We start from the raw sequence: 15,969 nt of genomic DNA, 5'->3' as shown, positions 1-15,969 counted from the left end.
ACACCTCTCTCGTCCCTGTTCCTAACCGACAATGGGTTGCTCCTCCGGGTAGCGGTACAGGCGCCGTCGGGTGTTCAACGCGATCGCGGACCCGAGGGTGAGCGGGCCGACCCGGCCGACATACATCAGCAGGGTCAGGACGAGCTGCCCCGGGTCGGCGACGGTCGATGAGACGCCCGTGGACAGGCCGGTGGTGCTGAACGCCGACGTTGTCTCCAGCAGCGCCCGGTGGTAGGGCAGTCCCTCGGTCAGGAGCAGCAGGACGACCGTGCCGCCGACCACGAGCGCGACGCTGAGCAGCGCCACGGTCAGCGCCTGCCGCAGGCTCGCCGTGGCCACCCGGCGGCGGCCCACCGTGACGTCCGGCTCGCCGCGCAGCTCGGCCCAGATGGCGAAGCCGAGCAGGAAGAACGTGGATACCTTGATCCCGCCGGCGGTGCTGGCGCTGCCGCCGCCGATGAACATCAGAGCGATCAGCAGCGGAACGCTCTCCTCGTCCAGCGCCGCGATGTCGAGGGTGGCGAACCCGCCGGTGCGGAGCACCGCGTCCTGGGTGAAGACGGCCAGCACCTTGCCGGGGATGTCGTACGTGCCGATGGTGCGCGGGTCGGACCATTCGGCGGCCAGCAGGCCGACGAAGCCGACCGCCAGCAGCGCCGCGCTGCCCCAGACGGTGAGCTTGGTGGCGATCGCCCAGTGGCTCGGGCGGCGCCACTCCCGGGTCGCCTCGAACAGCGCGGGGAAGCCCAGCCCGCCGACGATCGTGCCGAACGCGATCGGCAGGCAGATCCACGGGTCCCGGGCGAAACCGATCAGGCTGTCGGAGAAGAGCGCGAACCCGCCGTTGTTGAACCCCTGCACGGCGTGGAAGAGGCCGTACCAGAGCGCCCGGCCGGGCGGGTAGTCATAGCCGAGCCAGAACCGGCCGGCGAGGACGGCGGTCATCACCGCCTCGCAGGCGCCGACGGTGGCGGCGATGCGCAGCAGCAGCCGGCGTACGTCGCCGACGCCGAACTCCGCGGTCTCGGCCTGCACGAGCAGCCGGTTGCGCAGCCCGAGCTGCCGGGCGACCACCAGGATCACCAGGGTCGCGCCGGTCAGGATGCCGAGCCCGCCGACCTGGGTCAGCACGGTGATCATCACCAACCCGAACCCGTTCCAGTAGTCCGGGGTGTCGACCACGGTCAGGCCGGTGACGGAGACCGCCGAGGCGGAGGTGAAGAGCGCAGTGGTGAACGGGGTGTGCCGGTGCTCGCTGGTCGCGGCCGGCAGCATCAGCAGGACGGTGCCGAGCATGATCATCGCCAGGAACCCGAACGGCACCAGCCGGACGGGATGACGGAAAAACCGGCGCACCAGCCAATCTTCCGTTCCGCGCCGGCCGCCGGTGCCGAAACGGCCACCTGCCGGCCGATCACGCCAGTGGGTGCGTCACGACAGTGGGTTCGGCGGGTACGGACGGCGCGGGCAGGCGCGGCGCCGGTCGCCACCGCCGCCTGTGGAGCTGATGTCGTAAATGAATCGGGCGTGCTTCGCCACCGTCCGGACATCATCAGCGTTGGTCAGTAAAGAGAACGCCTTCCACCAGGAGGAGAGACATGAGCCGGCGGGATCGGCCGATCCGGTCGCCCAGCGCTGGCCGGGACCGGCCGACACGATCGCCGAACGCCGGCTGGTACCGGCCGGAGGTGACCCGACCGTTGACCGCCGGGCAGGTCCGGGACCGGCGGTTCGCCACGGTGCGGCGCGGCCTGGACCCGGTGGAGGTGCACGCATTCCTCGCCCAGGTGGCCGGGGAATTGGCCGCAGCTCACCGCGAGTTGGCCCGTACGGCCGAGGAGAACGTCCGGATCAAGCGGGCGCTGCGCAGTTGGCACTCGCGCTTCGCGCCGCCGGCCGGTTCCGGCCCGCGTCGGGACGGTGGCCGGTGGTGAGCCGTGAGCGGTTCGTGGTGCACCTGCCGGTGCTCGCCACCGACCTCGACGCCGCCCGCGCGATCACCCGGGCGCTCGCCTTCCTGGCCGACGTGGACCGGGCGGAGACGACGGTGTCGGAGGAGGACGCCCAGCACGTACGCCACCGGGTCTTCTGCGACCGGCTGCTCGACGGCCGCCGGCGCTGCCCGCTGCGGGCCCACCACGACGGCGAGTGCCGCCCGCCTAGCGCCGCCGGACGGTGACCCCCGGGCGGGCCGGGCGCCGCCGGGCGCCGCCGGGCGCCGCCCGCGCCGGTGATCAAGAACTTTGCGTCAGGTTCGGCCCGGATCGTGACCGAAACCTCTTGATCAACGCGACGGGGCGGGGCGGGGCGGGGCGGGGGGAGGCAGAGGGGGTGGGGCGGGGTGGCGCTGGTAGACATGTCGGATGGGTCAGGATCGGGCGGCGGTACGGGAACGGGCCGAGGCGGTGCTGCGCCGGCTGGCCGGGGAGCACGCCCGGCTGCGGGAAGATCAGTGGCGGGCCATCGAGGCGCTGGTCGTCGACCGGCGCCGGGTGCTCTGCGTGCAGCGCACCGGGTGGGGGAAGTCGGCGGTCTACTTCGTGGCGACCGCGCTGCTGCGGGAGCACGGTGAGCACGGGCCGACGGTGATCGTGTCGCCGCTGCTGGCGCTCATGCGCAACCAGGTGGAGGCGGCAGCCCGCGCCGGCATCCGGGCCCGCACCATCAACTCGGCGAACCTGGACGAGTGGGACCAGATCACCGCCGAGATCCACGACGGCACGGTCGACGTCCTGCTGATCAGCCCCGAGCGGCTCAACAACCCGGACTTCCGGGACACCGTGCTGCCGAGGCTGGCCGCCACCACCGGCCTGTTGGTGGTCGACGAGGCGCACTGCGTCTCCGACTGGGGGCACGACTTCCGCCCCGACTACCGGCGGCTGCGTACGTTCCTCGGCAACCTGCCCGAGCACACGCCCGTGCTCGCCACCACGGCCACCGCCAACGCCCGGGTCACCGCCGACGTCGCCGAGCAGCTCGGCACCGAGCTGACCACTTCGGCCGCCGAACGCCCGGACGTGCTGGTGCTGCGCGGCACCCTGGACCGGGAGTCGCTGCGGCTGGGCGTGCTGGACCTGCCCAGCCCGGCGCACCGGATCGGCTGGCTCGCCGACCACCTGGACCGGCTCCCCGGGTCGGGGATCATCTACACGCTGACCGTGGCGGCGGCCGGCGAGACGGCGGAGTTCCTCCGCTCGCGGGGATACCCGGTGGCCTCGTACACGGGGCAGACCGAGGACGCCGACCGGCGGGCCGCCGAGCAGGACCTGCTGGACAACAAGATCAAGGCGCTCGTCGCCACGAGCGCGCTGGGCATGGGCTTCGACAAGCCCGACCTCGGCTTCGTGGTGCACCTCGGCGCCCCGCCGTCGCCGATCGCCTACTACCAGCAGGTCGGCCGCGCCGGCCGAGCCGTCGAGCACGCCGAGGTGCTGCTGCTGCCCGGCGCCGAGGACGCCGCCATCTGGCGGTACTTCGCCTCGCTCGCGTTCCCGCCGGAGGAGCAGGTCCGGGCCGTGCTGGCAGCCCTGCACACCGACCGCCCGTTGTCCACGCAGGCCCTGGAGCCGGTCGTCGACCTGCGTCGGGCCCGGCTGGAGCTGATGCTCAAGGTGCTCGACGTGGACGGCGCGGTGCGCCGGGTGCGCGGCGGCTGGCTCGCCACCGGGGAGCCCTGGGCCTACGACGAGGCCCGGTTGCGTCGCGTCGCCCAGGCCCGCACCGCCGAGCAGCAGGCCATGCGCGAGTACGCGACCACACCCGGCTGCCGGATGCGGTACCTGCGCGAGTGCCTGGACGACGTCGGGGCGGGCGACTGCGGCCGGTGCGACCGGTGCGCGGGGCCGCTGTTCACGCCCGAGGTGTCCGGGCCGGCGCAGGGCGCCGCGCAGGCGTACCTCGGGCGGCCCGGGGTGGAGATCCCGCCGAAGAAGCTTTGGCCGACCGGGCTGGACGCGGTGGGCGTACCGCTGAAGGGCCGGATCTCCCCGGCGGAGCAGGCGCTGCCGGGGCGGGCCGTGGGGCGACTGTCCGACCTGGGCTGGGGCGGTCGGCTGCGCGAGCTGGTCGGCCCCGGCGCGGCGGACGGGCCGGTCCCCGACGACGTGGCCGGCGCGGTGGTCGAGATCCTGAAGGCGTGGGCGCACGGCGACGACCCGTGGCCGCGCCGCCCGGTCGGCGTGGTCGCGGTCGGCTCCCGGCGGCGGTCCGTGCTGGTCGGCTCGCTCGCCGAGCGGATCGCCGCGGTGGGCCGGCTGCCGCTGCTCGGCCAGGTGGTCCCCGCCGGGCCCGCCGGCCCGGACGGGCCGCGCGGCAACAGCGCCCAGCGGGTACGCGCCCTGCACGACGCCTTCGCCGTGCCGGACGAGTTGGCCGGCGTACTCGCCGGGCTGGACGGCCCGGTGCTGCTCGTCGACGACCTGGTGGATACGGGCTGGACCCTGACCATGGTGACCCGGCTGCTGCGCCGGGCCGGCGCGCCCGACGTGCTCCCGCTCGCCCTGGCCGTCGCCGGCTGACGGCCGCTCGACCCCTGGCCGCCGCCGGCCGGCGCTGCTCGGTTCCTGGCCGGCACCGGCTGACGGCTGCTCGGTTCCTGGCCGTCGCCGGCCGGCGGCCCTCGGGCGGGGATGTGGCGGAGGCGGCTGGGTTCCCGTGTCGGGAGGTGGCCAGGGCGGCGACCCGGATGCGGTCGGGACGGAAAGTTCCCAGGCAGGGCGGATTGCGACCGGTGCCACGCTGCGGGGTTGTTGGCCGGCCGGTGGGGAACCCGGCGGTACCGTGGGCCCCATGACCGACCAGCGACCCGGCCCGGCTGAGGTGCCCGCGTCGCCGTCCTCCCCGCCCGGGGGCGGCGTGCCGGAGGCTGCCGGGGTGCTGGTGGACCGGGGCACACTGCGGCTCGCGCTGGTGGTGGGCGGGCTGATCCTCGCGGTGCTGCTCGGCTTCGGCCTCGGGCGGCTCAACCCGGCGCCCGCCGACGCGACCGGGCGGACCTCGGCCGCCGCCACGGACCACACCGACGCGCCCGGCACCGGGGCACACGAGCACGGCACCGGCACCGGCACCGACATCGACGGAGCGACCGAGGTCGGCGGCCTCGCGGTCGGCTCCGGTGGCTGGACCCTGACGCCGCTGTCCACCGGCCTCGCCGCCGGGCGGCCGGGCGAGTTCCGGTTCCAGGTCCGGGACGTCCAGGGCCGGCCGGCGGCCCGGTTCGCGGTCGTGCACGACAAGCCGATGCACCTGATCGTGGTACGCCGGGACCTCAGCGGCTACCAGCACCTGCACCCGACGATGGGCGCCGACGGCACCTGGTCGGTCCCGCTGACCCTGCCGCAGGCCGGGACGTGGCGGGCGTACGCGGACTTCACTCTCGTCACCGCCGCCGGTGGGCAGAGCGCCCGCACCCTCGGCGTCGACATCGCCGTCCCCGGCGACCAGACGCCCCGGCCGCTGCCGGAGCCGACCCGCACCGCCACCGTGGACGGGTTCACGGTGAGCTGGTCCGGCGAGCCCCGGATCGGCGCGACCCAGCCGCTCCGGTTCGCGGTCCGCGCCGGTGACGCCACCCCGACGCTGGAGCGCTACCTGGGCGCGTACGGGCATCTGGTGGCCCTGCGCGAGGGGGACCTGGGCTACCTGCACGTGCACCCGGAGCCGGGGCCGGCCGCGGACGGGGTCACCTTCCAGCTGGCCGTGCCGGGGCCGGGGCGTTACCGCCTGTACTTCGACTTCCAGGTGGCCGGCGAGGTGCGGACGGCCGAGTTCACCCTCACGGCGCCCTGACCGTCGGCGTCACCCCGGCAGCCGGCACGACCGACTGGCCGCCTTCGCGGTGCCGATCAGCCGGCACGACCGACTGGCCGCCTTCGCGGTGCCGATCAGCCGGCGCGGCGGACGGGGCGGCGGGCCAGGTATCGCAGCAGGTCGCGGATGTGGTGCTTCTCCTCGGCCGGCACGGCCGGGTCGGCAAGCCGCTGGAGGATGACCCGCACGTCGGCCTCGACCGGCCCCTCGTCGCCGCGCCGGCGTGGGGCGGGGCCCGCGTCGGGCAGGCCGAGGGCCCGGAAGGCCGCCGTCACGGGCAGGTCGAGGGCCGCACAGAAGCCGCGTACCTTCGCCAGCTCGGGATAGTCGTGCCAGTCGCCGGCCAGCCAGCGGAAGACGGTGGAACGGCCGACCCCGGTGTGCCCCGCGAGGTCGCTGACGGTCCAGCCGCGCTCTTCCCGAGCGTCGTCGATGGCCCGCCGCACGAATCGTGCGAAGGCCATCTGCGGCGAAACCTCTGACGCGGCCATCGCTGCGGGGTCTTCCTTCCCGGCTGGAGCACCGGACGGTGCCCTTCGAGCGTAGTACTCCCGATGAGGGAAGCAAGCCATCGCCCGCCCCTTGATCGTCGTCCGCACCGCCACCCCCGGATGACCTGCGAAGATCGCTCACGTTTTCTTGGTGGACGTGCCAGGGCCGGTTCTCGGCGGTCGGGATCGTGCCTGTCGGTGCTTGCCGGACGTCAACTAAGCTCGATGCTCGTCCACCTACCGGCCGCGGTCGCCCGTCCCCCATCGGCCGCGTCGATGAGGAGCAGCATGGCCGATCCGAGCCGTCCCCCGCCGTACCGTCCGGGCACGGTCAGCCTCTTCTTCGTGGCCAAGGCGGGCGTCTTCGCCGCGGGCTTCTGGATCTGGCTCCTGGTCCTCGTGCTCGGCACCGGCCAGGCCGACGGAGCCCACGTCCTGGCCGCCGCAGGCGCGGTCACCACGACGCTCGTCGGCGTGGTGCTCGGGGCCCGGATGGCCCTGCAACGCAACGCGGCCGTGCGGCACGCCGAACTCAAGCGGCTGCTGGTCGACATCTCCTGGAACGCGTTCGCCGCCGCCGGCAACGCCGAGACCCCGGGCAAGGTGGTGCCCTTCCCGACGGTGTCGGCCGACGGCGAGCGCTTCGGTCGAGGAACGGGCGACCGGGTGTCGGCGTTCGACCGCAGCTCCACCAACGAACGGGCGTCGGACCGGGACCGGGGCGGCAACGGCGAACGTCACCGCTGACGGGCCGTCGGCGCCCCGGCGGGGTCAGCCCTCCCGGGTGGCGAGCAGCGTCTCCAGGCGCGGGGTGACCTGCCACTGGTCGAGCAGGGCTCGGTACTCCGCCCGCTGCTCGGGGCCGGGCGCGGTGCCGACCCGGCGGGCCCGGATCAACAGGTTGCGGGGGGTGTGTCGGGAGTCGACGAACTCCACCACCTCGGTCCGGTACCCGTGCAGCCGCAACAACGCGGCCCGCAGCGAGTCGGTCAGCACGTCCGCGAAGCGCTCGCGCAGGATTCCCTGCCGGGTCAGCAGCTCGTACGGGGGCGGGGCCGGCCGGGCGCGTAGCTGGGCGGCGAGGTCGTGGTGGCAGCACGGCGCGGCGAGCACCCACCGGGCGTCCCACCGCACGGCGCGGGCCAGCGCCTCGTCGGTGGCGGTGTCGCAGGCGTGCAGCGCCAGCACCAGGTCGGGCGCGGGCTCGACGGCGGCGTCGGCGATCGTGCCGGCCACGAAGCTCACCCGGTCGGCCCAGCCCAGCCGTTCGGCCAGCTCGGTGTTGCGCCGCCGCTGGTCCTCCCGCACGTCGACGCCGACCAGCCGCACGTCCAGCCCCCGCTGGGAGAGGTAGCGGTACGCGGCGAAGGTCAGGTACGCGTTGCCGCACCCCAGGTCGACCACCCGCAGCGGGCCCGTGAGGTCGTCCGGCAGGGTGGCGGCCAGCGCCCGCAGGAACGCGTCCACCTGTCGACGCTTCGCCGCCGAGCCGCCGATCTCGGCGAAGATCTCGTCGCCCGGGTCGAGCAGCCACTCCTTGGCCCGGTCATGGCCGCCCGGCTCCGGCGCGGGACGCGCGGCGGCGACCCGGTGCACCTGCGCCTCACCGGACTTGGTCACCCGGAGCTGGAGCGTCACGTCGGCGGTCTCCACGTGCCAGTTGCCGAACGGCTCGGCCAGCAGGGCGTCCACCGCCGCGCCGGCCTCCGTGCCGGGCGCGACATTGCGGGTGTACGGGCGGGCCCCGTCGGAGGTGGCGATCTGCAACCGGGGGCCGGCCTTGAGGGCGACCGGGCGCAGCTCGGCGCGGACCATCGAGGGGCGGTGCCCGCGACGGCGGCCGGCGGCGACCGCCCGGGTCAGCGCGGGGTCGAGCAGCAGCGCCCGGACCTCGGTCAGGGCGGCGTCCAGCGGTTCGGGCATCTTCCCATCTTCCTCGTCGCCCGAGCGGTCCTGTCGGGCGGCCGGTCCTGTCGGGCGGCCGGTCCCGTCGAAGGGCGGGCGGGCCGGCCGGAACGGGACATCCCCCGCGCCGGGCGGGCCGGGGCGGGGGATGTCGACGTCTGGGACGTGGGTCAGTCGGCGGTCGCCTCGGCGGGCGTACCCGCGCCGGAGCCACCCCGACGGCGCCGTCGGCGGCGCGGCTTGCCCGGCTCCCCGTCGGCGGCTGCTGCGGCTGCGGCCGGCTCGGTGCCGGTCGGCTCGGCACCGGTCGGCTCGGCGGAAATCACCGCGGTCGGCTCGCCGGCCACCACCTCGCCGACCCGGCGGCGACGCCGGCGGCGCGCGGTCCGGGCACCCTCCTCGGCGGCCTGGTCGACCGGGACCTCGGCGGCGTCCGGCACGGCGGCCGGGCCGGAGCGGCCCTGGCGGCGCTCGCCACGACCGCGACCCTCGTCGCGCCCGCGTGCCTCGTCGCGACCGCGACCCTCGCCGCGTCGGGGCCCTCGGCCGCCAGCGGCGCTCTCACCGCGCCGGGGCCGGCCGCCGAGGTCCTCCTCGACCTCGGCCGACAGCCCGGCCCGGGTCCGCTCCGCCGTCGGCAGGGTGCCGGTGACGTCGGGGGAGATGTCCAGGTCGGTGTAGAGGTGCGGCGAGGTGTGGTACGTCTCCGGCGGCTCCGGCATGTCCAGCCCGAGCGTCTTGTCGATGATCCGCCAGCGGGGCATGTCGTCCCAGTCGACGAAGGTCACCGCGACGCCGGTGGCGCCGGCCCGTCCGGTACGACCGATCCGGTGGGTGTAGGTGTCCTGGTCTTCGGGGCAGTCGTAGTTGATGACGTGGGTGACGCCGCTGACGTCCAGCCCTCGGGCGGCCACGTCGGTCGCGACCAGGATGTCGATCTTGCCGGCCCGGAACGCGCGCAGCGCCCGCTCCCGGGCACCCTGACCCAGGTCGCCGTGCACGGCGGCCACGGCGAAGCCGCGGAAGTCGAGGTCCTCGGCGACCCGGTCGGCGGCCCGCTTGGTGCGGGTGAAGATCATGGTGAGGCTGCGCCCCTCCGCCTGGAGGATCCGGGCGACGATCTCGACCTTGTTCATCGAGTGGGTGCGGTAGACCAGCTGCTCGGTCTGCGGCGACGGCCCGGTCTCGGCGGTGTGCCCGGCGTGGATCGTCATCGGGCGGCGCAGGAAGCGCCGGGACAGGGTGACGATCGGGTCCGGCATGGTGGCCGAGAAGAGCATCGTCTGCCGGTCCTCCGGCAGCATCGCGAGGATCTTCTCGACATCGTCGAGGAAGCCCAGGTCGAGCATGCGGTCGGCCTCGTCGAGGACCAGCGCGCGCACCCGGTCGAGCCGCAGGTGCTTCTGCTTCTGCAGGTCCATCAGGCGGCCGGGGGTGCCGACCAGGATCTCCACGCCCTTGCGCAGGGCGTCGATCTGCGGCTCGTACGCCACCCCGCCGTAGATCGGCAGCACCCGGACGCCCCGGGTCCGGCCGGCGGCGGCGAGGTCCTTTGCGACCTGGATGCCCAGCTCGCGGGTGGGAACGACGACCAGCGCCTGCGGCACGCCGTCGCTGCCCTCGGCGGGGGCGAAGACCCGCTCCAGCAGCGGCACGCCGAAGCCGAGGGTCTTGCCGGTGCCCGTCGGTGCCTGGCCGATCATGTCGGTGCCACGCAGCGCGATCGGGATCGCGTACTCCTGGATGGCGAAGGCGCGGGTGATGCCGGCCGCGGCCAGCGCCTCGACGGTCTCCGGCCGGGCGCCGAGCTCGGCGAACGTGGGGGCCTCCGGGCGGACCGGGGCGGTCGGGGCCAGCTCGTGGCCGCCTGTGAGATCGAGAATCTGCTCGCTCATATGGATTTGGGGGTGCCCTCTCGTGGTGCGCCCCTCATGTCCTCAGGGCGCGGTCGGTAGTTGCGCGGGCCACACGGTCGGGGGCGGAATCGCCGAGCCGGACCGGGCCGCACGCGCGCCGATGGGCAGTACTTCGGGTCGACCGGACCTCGGTCAGATCGGGTGCGCCCAGCGGCAACTGCCCAATACTACCTGAGCCGCCACTGTGTCGTCCCTGCTCAGGGGTGTGGCCCGACATTCGGGGGTGCCAAGTGTGACTTGGGACACAGATCGTCGTTCGCCCGTCCGGTCAGCCGGGGCGATTTCGGGCGTCACGCAGCTCCGGAAGGGGCGGTAGCGAGCCGAAGGACTGGCTGGAGGCGGTGACCGAGGCGTACGTGGGCAACCCGGTCAGCGACGACCTCTTCCGGGGGGCGCTGCCACCACCGGACCGCACGACGGCGTCCGTGGCGGGCGGTGCACGGTGCCGCACCCCGCCACGGACGCCGGACGGATCAGCGGACGGTGAAGCCGACCGACCGCGGCGACGCCTCGGCGATCTCGACGTAGGCCACCTTGCCGATCGGCACGATGACCCGCCGGCCCTTCTCGTCGGTCAGGGAGAGCGTCCCCTCGCTCTTGGCCATGGCGTCGGTCACGATCTGCTCGATCTCGGCCGGCGACTGCGCGCTCTCCAGAACCAGCTCGCGCGGCGCGTACTGCACGCCGATCTTGACCTCCACGGTGCCTCCTCAACTGGGGCGAAAAAGCCGCCGTGGGAAGGCTATCCGATCTCGCAGCCGGATGTTCAGGCTGACTCACCCTGCAGCGGGAAGCTGGCGATGCCCCGCCAGGAAAGCGCGGCCACGAGCGCCTCGGCCTCAGCCTTGGGCACCTGCCGGCCATCGGCGAGCCAGAACTGCGCCGCCGTCTCCGCCGCGCCGACCAGCCCCGAGGCGAGCAGTTCGGCGTGCGCTCGACTGACGCCGGTGTCGGAGATGATCGTGTCGGTTATCGCCGCGATGCAACCCTGTTCCACCCGTTCCACCCGTTGCCGCACGGCCGGGTCGTTGCGCAGGTCGGACTCGAAGACCAGACGGAACGCCTCGCTCTCGTGGTCGACGAAGTCGAAGTAGGCCCGCACCGACGCGCTGACCCGCTCCTTGTTGTCGTTGGTGCCACGCATGGCGTCGTGCACCTTGGCCACGATCGCGTCGCAGTGTGTGTCCAGCAGCGCCAGGTAGAGGTCCATCTTGCCTGGGAAGTGCTGGTAGAGCACCGGCTTCGAGACCCCCGCCCGCTCGGCGATGTCGTCCATCGCGGCGGCGTGGTAACCCTGCGCGACGAACACCTCCTGCGCCGCCGCGAGCAGCTGCTTGCGCCGAGCCGAGCGGGGCAGGCGCGTGGGCCGGCCGGTGGTCTGGGCGTCGTTCCCCACAGCCGTCATGGGAACCTCCGAAACTGTTCGTACGAGCTGGCACTTATCGCCCGAACCGGTCGGGGCTCGTGAACCCCTCGCGGAATTGGCCCGCTGCTGTAACTTATCGCCACTGTCACCACACGGTAGCCTCAGCGGGGGCGACCAAGGAGCGCGCGGTGACTGAAACAGGGCAACCCGGTGCCGCCACCCCGGGAGAGCACGGCGACGGGACGGGTCAGCAGGATGACCTGGCCCGTTCCGCCAGCGGATGGGCGCCCCCGGTGGCCGGTTGGTCCACCGGCGGCGACGGGTCGCGGGAGTCGTCGATCCCTTGGCGCCGGTCCGAGCCCGTCTCCGGCTGGGGTGCCTCGTCACCGCGTTACGGCGATCTTCCGGCACCGCTGCCCGGCCTGCCCCCCGAGCCCGGGCCGCCGGCCCGGGTCAACGGCCACCCCCCGCACGTCAACGGGGTGACCCACGCCGGGGAGGAGCCGCCGGTGGGCCGCCAGGCGCCGGTCAGCGCGCCGCCCCTGGGAGGGGAGCCCGGCCGGGACGGCGACGGCGGGCGGTTGGCCGTCCCCGCGCAGCGTCCCGCCCCGGCGCTGGAACGGTCGGCCGGCCCGCAGCACGAGGGTGAGGCGGACGCCGCAGCTCGGCACGCCTCCGAGGAGGCTCCGGCGGCCCGCGCCGGCCGCTGGTCGGACGGGAGCGTCCCGTCGTCCGCGCCGCCCGCCGTGCAGGTGCCGCCGCCCGGCACGGCCGCCTCCGGCTTCGAGGTGCCATCCGGGCTGCACGCCCCCATCCCCGACCGCTCCGTCCCCGAGCCGAGCGCGTCCGTCGGAGCGCCGTCCGACTGGGCCGACCGTCCGTCCGACTGGGCCGACCGCTTCCCGCCCGACGTCGACCCGCAGGCAGACCCACGTGGCTACCCACAGGCAGACCCGTCCGGCGCCGACCGGGTGACCCGCACGTCCGGGGCGGCGCAGAGCGGTCGTCCGGCGGCCGAGCAGGGGCCCGGGCCCGCCGCCGATCCGCCCGGCGGGGGCGGCCCGCCCGCCACCGACCACCCCGCCCGGTCGCCCGCCACCGACCGTGCCGGCTATCTGCCGACCGCCGCCGACCGTCCGGGTGCCGGCGACCGCCGAGTCCCGGACGATCGCCTGGGTGTCGACGATCACCCGACTCAGGACGACCACCCGGGTGTCGACGACCGCCGAGCCGCGTGGGAGCGAGCCGCCGAGCGCGCGACGACCCCCGAGCCGGGTTTCGCCGGCCCCGACTGGAACCGGCCGAGCTGGGGCGGCAGCTGGGCGCCGCCGTGGTCCCGCGAACAGGGCGGTGGCCCCGGTCGCCGGTCCCGCGAGGAGGAGGATCCGGCCGCCCGCCGCACCAGTGCGGAGGAGGACGCCGCCGGTCGTCGGTCCCGTGGGGACGAGGAGGACGCGGCCGCCCGCCGGTCCCGCGAGGAGGAGAGCCAACCGCCCGGTCGCCGGTCCCGTGAGGACCGGGCCGTCGACTGGGCCCCGGACCCGAGCCGTGGTTACCAGCCCGAGCCGGGCCGTCCCCACACCACGGAGCCGGGCCGTCCCCACACCACGGAGCCGGGCCGTCCCTACGCGGCCGAGTCCGGTCGTCCCTACGCGGCCGAGTCGGCCCGGCCGTACGAGCCGGCGCGGGCCGAACCCGCCCGGCCCTACCAGCCGTCGCGTCCCGAGGCCGGCCCGTCGTACGAGTTCCCCCGGCCTGAGCCGCATCCCGGGTACGAGCCGGCTGCCCGGCCGGCACCTGACCAGGTCGAGCGCCCCGCCTGGGCCGGGGGGCGTCCCACCTCCGCCCCACCCGCCCAACCCGCCCCGCCCGGGCCGTCCGGGGCGCCTGTCCCACCGGCGCCGTCCGCCCCACCCGGGCAGTCCGCGTCCGGTCACGACGCTGCGGCCACCGCGGCCGTCGATTCCGCCGAGTTGCGCGCAGCCAGGCCGTTCCGGCTACGTCCCGTCCTCGATGACACCATGCCCGCCGAGGTCGCCGGCCAACCGCCGGTCCCCGGCCAACCGCCGGCCCCCACCAGCGCCGGTCCCGCCGCCGTGCCCGCCACGAGCGCGATCGGACGGCTCATCCGGACCCCACCCGCGCCCGTCCCGACGAGCGCATCCCCGTACGCGGCCCGCCGATCCGCACCCGACCCGGGATCCCCGGCCAACCCGGTCGACGATGACCGGCAGCCGGACCGCACCTCGGCGGTGTTGCCGCAGCGCGTCCCCGCCGAGCCGGACGTGCCCGTCGTGCCGGAGCTGCCAGCCGTGGAGCCACCCGCCGAAACCCCGGAACTCGCCCGCATCGCCACCCATCTACGCAGGGACGACGAGCCCGCGCCGCCGCAGGAACGGCCCGAGGGGTTCGACGTCAACGCGATTCTCGACGCCGTCCGGGGGGTCGCCGGGGTGCGGGACGCTGCGCTGCGCCGTACCCCGGCCGGGGCGCACAGCCTCCGCCTCGACCTCGCCGACGGCGCGGACCCGGCCGAGGTGAGCCGGCACGTCGCCCGCCTGCTCCAGGAGCGGATGGGGTTGGCCGCCGCGCCGCAGAACGTCCCCGGGATCCCCAACACCCCGCCGCCCCCGCCGGTGCGGCGCCGCTCGGCGGACCCGCTGCCCGACGCCCGGGTCCCCGACGCCCGGGGCCCCGGGCCGCGAGTGACCGAGGGCCGCGCGCCGGCCGAGGCCCCGCCGTACCGGGTCGACCGCCGACCCGAGCCGGCGGGTGAGCCGCCGCGCCGACGCCGTCAGCCGACCGGGCATCGTGGCCGGGCCGTCGTGGAGGAGCCGGGCCAGGTGGCGACGGCCGGCGCCGCGACCGGTAGCCCGGCGACGCTCGGCGCCTCGTACTCGGGCGGGCAGATGACCACGACGGAGACCGCGCCGTCGCGACCGCTGGACACCGGTGGCGTGCCGGGCCCCAGGGTGGTGATCGACCACGTCCAGGTCAGCACGTTCGGCCTCGACGCCACCGTCGAGGTCCGGCTCTTCGCCGGCGCGGAGAGCGCGGCGGGGCACGCCACCGGGCCCGCCGTGGACGGCTACGTGTTGCGGCTCTGCGCGGTCGCCGCCGCGGCGGCGGTCGACACGCTGCTGCGCGGCGAGGAGCAGGACACCGATCAGGGGCGGTGTTTCGTCGAGCACGCGGCGGTGGTGCCGTTCGGCAACTGCGAGGTGGCCACGGTCGTGGTGCTGCTGGTCTGCGACGGCTGGGTCGAGCAGCTCGCCGGGTCGGCGCTGGTCGCCGGCGATCCGCGGCAGGCCGTGGTCCGGGCGACCCTGGCGGCGGTCAACCGGCGGCTCGAGGCGCTGCTGGCCTGACCGGTCGCGCGGCTGCTGGCCTGACCGGTCGCGCGGCTGCCGGCCGGGCTCGACCCAGGTGCGGCGGCGCGAAGGTTGGGGCGCGGCACACACCCCGGGCCCGCTGCCGCCCGGTGCCGGGCCGGGCAGAATTGAGCCATGAAACGTGCCACCCTCGGGCCGGACCACCTCCTACCCGGGCACGAGGACCCGCCGCCGTGGCCAGGCCGGGAGGTACGCCTCGACGGCTCGGTCACCTACGTTCGGGACACCCCGGCCACCGCCCCTGGCGCGGAGCCGGCCCTCTACGTGCACGGCCTCGGCGGTTCGTCGCAGAACTGGACCGACCTGGCCGGGCTCCTCGCCGACCGCCTTGACGGCCAGGCCGTCGACCTGCCCGGGTTCGGGCTCAGCGAGCCGGGGCGCCGGTACACGATCCCCGCCTTCGCCGACCGGCTGGTCCGCCTGATCGAGCACGCCGGCCGGGGGCCGGTGCACCTGCTCGGCAACTCGCTGGGCGGGGCGATCTCGGTGCGGGTCGCGGCGCTGCGCCCCGATCTGGTGCGCACGCTGACGCTGGTCTCCCCGGCGCTGCCCTTCCTCGACTTCCGCCGGTCGTTGCAGGGGCGGATGCTGCCGGTGCTGGCCCTCCCCCGGGGGGAACGCCTCGTCGGCTGGCAGTTGGCCCGGGTGGCCCCCGAGGTGATGGAGCAGCAGATGATGGAGTCCTCCGTGGCCGACCTGACCCGGATCAGCGAGCAGCGTCGGCGGGAGGCGCTGGAGGAGATCCGGGCGCGCTACCACGCCGAGCACCACGCCGCCGCGTACGTGCGCACCTTCCGGGGACTGGTGTCCAGCTTCCTGCGCTCGTACCTGCGAGGGGCGGAGTCGCTGTGGCGGATGGCCGCGGCGGTGCCCACGCCGACGCTGGTGATCGGCGGCTCCCAGGACCGGCTGGTCGACGTGCGGGTGGCACCGCAGGCCGCCCGGGTGATCCCGGACAGCCGGCTGCTGATGCTCGACGGGGTGGGGCACGTGGCCCAGATGGAGGTGCCCCGCACGGTGGCCCGGGCGGTGCTCGGGCTCCTCGCCGAAACGGAGGACGCCGGGGCCCGCCGCGACATGGCAGGCTGACC

The 15,969-nt window shown here is 75.2% G+C and carries 12 protein-coding genes and 1 pseudogene; 7 read left to right on the top strand and 6 right to left on the bottom strand.

Annotated features, from left to right (window positions below; genetic code table 11):
• Nucleotides 1-21: 21 nt before the first annotated feature.
• Nucleotides 22-1,302 (bottom strand): TrkH family potassium uptake protein, encoded by a 1,281-nt coding sequence (locus tag OG617_RS10785; protein ID WP_405103610.1) that lies wholly within the window; start codon nucleotides 1,300-1,302, stop codon nucleotides 22-24.
• 296 nt (nucleotides 1,303-1,598) lie between these two features.
• Between OG617_RS10785 and OG617_RS10780 the strand changes: the two genes are divergently transcribed.
• The 4 genes from OG617_RS10780 to OG617_RS10765 all read left to right on the top strand — a co-directional run bounded on the left by OG617_RS10780 (nucleotide 1,599) and on the right by OG617_RS10765 (nucleotide 5,787).
• Nucleotides 1,599-1,934, top strand: a complete 336-nt coding sequence (locus OG617_RS10780) for a DivIVA domain-containing protein (protein WP_405100907.1) — start codon at nucleotides 1,599-1,601, stop codon at nucleotides 1,932-1,934.
• Nucleotides 1,931-2,179, top strand: coding sequence for a hypothetical protein (locus tag OG617_RS10775; protein WP_405100905.1), 249 nt, complete (start codon nucleotides 1,931-1,933; stop codon nucleotides 2,177-2,179). The genes OG617_RS10780 and OG617_RS10775 overlap by 4 nt, the downstream gene beginning before the upstream one ends.
• Before the next feature lie 184 nt (nucleotides 2,180-2,363).
• Complete coding sequence (locus OG617_RS10770) at nucleotides 2,364-4,517, top strand: DEAD/DEAH box helicase (RefSeq protein ID WP_405100903.1); 2,154 nt, start codon at nucleotides 2,364-2,366, stop codon at nucleotides 4,515-4,517.
• A 271-nt stretch (nucleotides 4,518-4,788) separates the two neighbouring features.
• A complete protein-coding gene (locus tag OG617_RS10765; protein ID WP_405100901.1) occupies nucleotides 4,789-5,787 on the top strand; it encodes a hypothetical protein in 999 nt (332 codons plus the stop codon).
• 95 nt (nucleotides 5,788-5,882) lie between these two features.
• Here the strand turns inward: OG617_RS10765 and OG617_RS10760 are convergent, their stop codons facing one another.
• Complete coding sequence (locus OG617_RS10760; protein WP_405100899.1) at nucleotides 5,883-6,299, bottom strand: helix-turn-helix transcriptional regulator; 417 nt, start codon at nucleotides 6,297-6,299, stop codon at nucleotides 5,883-5,885.
• A gap of 288 nt (nucleotides 6,300-6,587) precedes the next feature.
• Between OG617_RS10760 and OG617_RS10755 the strand changes: the two genes are divergently transcribed.
• Complete coding sequence (locus tag OG617_RS10755; RefSeq protein WP_405100897.1) at nucleotides 6,588-7,046, top strand: hypothetical protein; 459 nt, start codon at nucleotides 6,588-6,590, stop codon at nucleotides 7,044-7,046.
• A 24-nt stretch (nucleotides 7,047-7,070) separates the two neighbouring features.
• Here OG617_RS10755 and OG617_RS10750 read toward each other — a convergent pair whose 3' ends face one another.
• From OG617_RS10750 to OG617_RS10735, 4 genes are all read right to left on the bottom strand, one after another.
• Nucleotides 7,071-8,222: a class I SAM-dependent methyltransferase gene (locus tag OG617_RS10750; protein ID WP_405100895.1), complete on the bottom strand. Its 1,152-nt coding sequence runs from the start codon at nucleotides 8,220-8,222 to the stop codon at nucleotides 7,071-7,073.
• A 152-nt stretch (nucleotides 8,223-8,374) separates the two neighbouring features.
• On the bottom strand, nucleotides 8,375-10,099 hold the full coding sequence (locus OG617_RS10745; RefSeq protein WP_405100893.1) for a DEAD/DEAH box helicase: 1,725 nt from the start codon (nucleotides 10,097-10,099) through the stop codon (nucleotides 8,375-8,377).
• A gap of 494 nt (nucleotides 10,100-10,593) precedes the next feature.
• The gene (locus OG617_RS10740; RefSeq protein WP_387014848.1) at nucleotides 10,594-10,821 is read right to left on the bottom strand and encodes a DUF3107 domain-containing protein; all 228 of its coding nucleotides are present in this window, start codon (nucleotides 10,819-10,821) and stop codon (nucleotides 10,594-10,596) included.
• A gap of 65 nt (nucleotides 10,822-10,886) precedes the next feature.
• On the bottom strand, nucleotides 10,887-11,525 hold the full coding sequence (locus OG617_RS10735; protein ID WP_405100891.1) for a TetR/AcrR family transcriptional regulator: 639 nt from the start codon (nucleotides 11,523-11,525) through the stop codon (nucleotides 10,887-10,889).
• Between the two features lie 1,694 nt (nucleotides 11,526-13,219).
• Between OG617_RS10735 and OG617_RS10730 the strand changes: the two are divergent.
• Nucleotides 13,220-14,854: pseudogene (locus tag OG617_RS10730) on the top strand (hypothetical protein); the annotation flags it as partial.
• A gap of 138 nt (nucleotides 14,855-14,992) precedes the next feature.
• On the top strand, nucleotides 14,993-15,967 hold the full coding sequence (locus OG617_RS10725; protein ID WP_405100889.1) for an alpha/beta fold hydrolase: 975 nt from the start codon (nucleotides 14,993-14,995) through the stop codon (nucleotides 15,965-15,967).
• Nucleotides 15,968-15,969 lie beyond the last annotated feature (2 nt).

The organism is Micromonospora sp. NBC_01412, from assembly GCF_045040215.1.
GTDB lineage: Bacteria > Actinomycetota > Actinomycetes > Mycobacteriales > Micromonosporaceae > Micromonospora > Micromonospora rubida.
This window is presented reverse-complemented; position numbering and strand designations above follow the sequence as displayed.

Bases quoted from the DNA above. Each gene is read 5' to 3' on its own strand.
- OG617_RS10785 (WP_405103610.1), bottom strand. From the start codon at position 1,302: ATGATCATGCTCGGCACCGTCCTGCTGATGCTGCCGGCCGCGACCAGC.
- OG617_RS10780 (WP_405100907.1), top strand. From the start codon at position 1,599: ATGAGCCGGCGGGATCGGCCGATCCGGTCGCCCAGCGCTGGCCGGGAC.
- OG617_RS10770 (WP_405100903.1), top strand. From the start codon at position 2,364: ATGGGTCAGGATCGGGCGGCGGTACGGGAACGGGCCGAGGCGGTGCTG.
- OG617_RS10765 (WP_405100901.1), top strand. From the start codon at position 4,789: ATGACCGACCAGCGACCCGGCCCGGCTGAGGTGCCCGCGTCGCCGTCC.
- OG617_RS10760 (WP_405100899.1), bottom strand. From the start codon at position 6,299: ATGGCCGCGTCAGAGGTTTCGCCGCAGATGGCCTTCGCACGATTCGTG.
- OG617_RS10755 (WP_405100897.1), top strand. From the start codon at position 6,588: ATGGCCGATCCGAGCCGTCCCCCGCCGTACCGTCCGGGCACGGTCAGC.
- OG617_RS10750 (WP_405100895.1), bottom strand. From the start codon at position 8,222: ATGCCCGAACCGCTGGACGCCGCCCTGACCGAGGTCCGGGCGCTGCTG.
- OG617_RS10745 (WP_405100893.1), bottom strand. From the start codon at position 10,099: ATGAGCGAGCAGATTCTCGATCTCACAGGCGGCCACGAGCTGGCCCCG.
- OG617_RS10735 (WP_405100891.1), bottom strand. From the start codon at position 11,525: ATGACGGCTGTGGGGAACGACGCCCAGACCACCGGCCGGCCCACGCGC.
- OG617_RS10725 (WP_405100889.1), top strand. From the start codon at position 14,993: ATGAAACGTGCCACCCTCGGGCCGGACCACCTCCTACCCGGGCACGAG.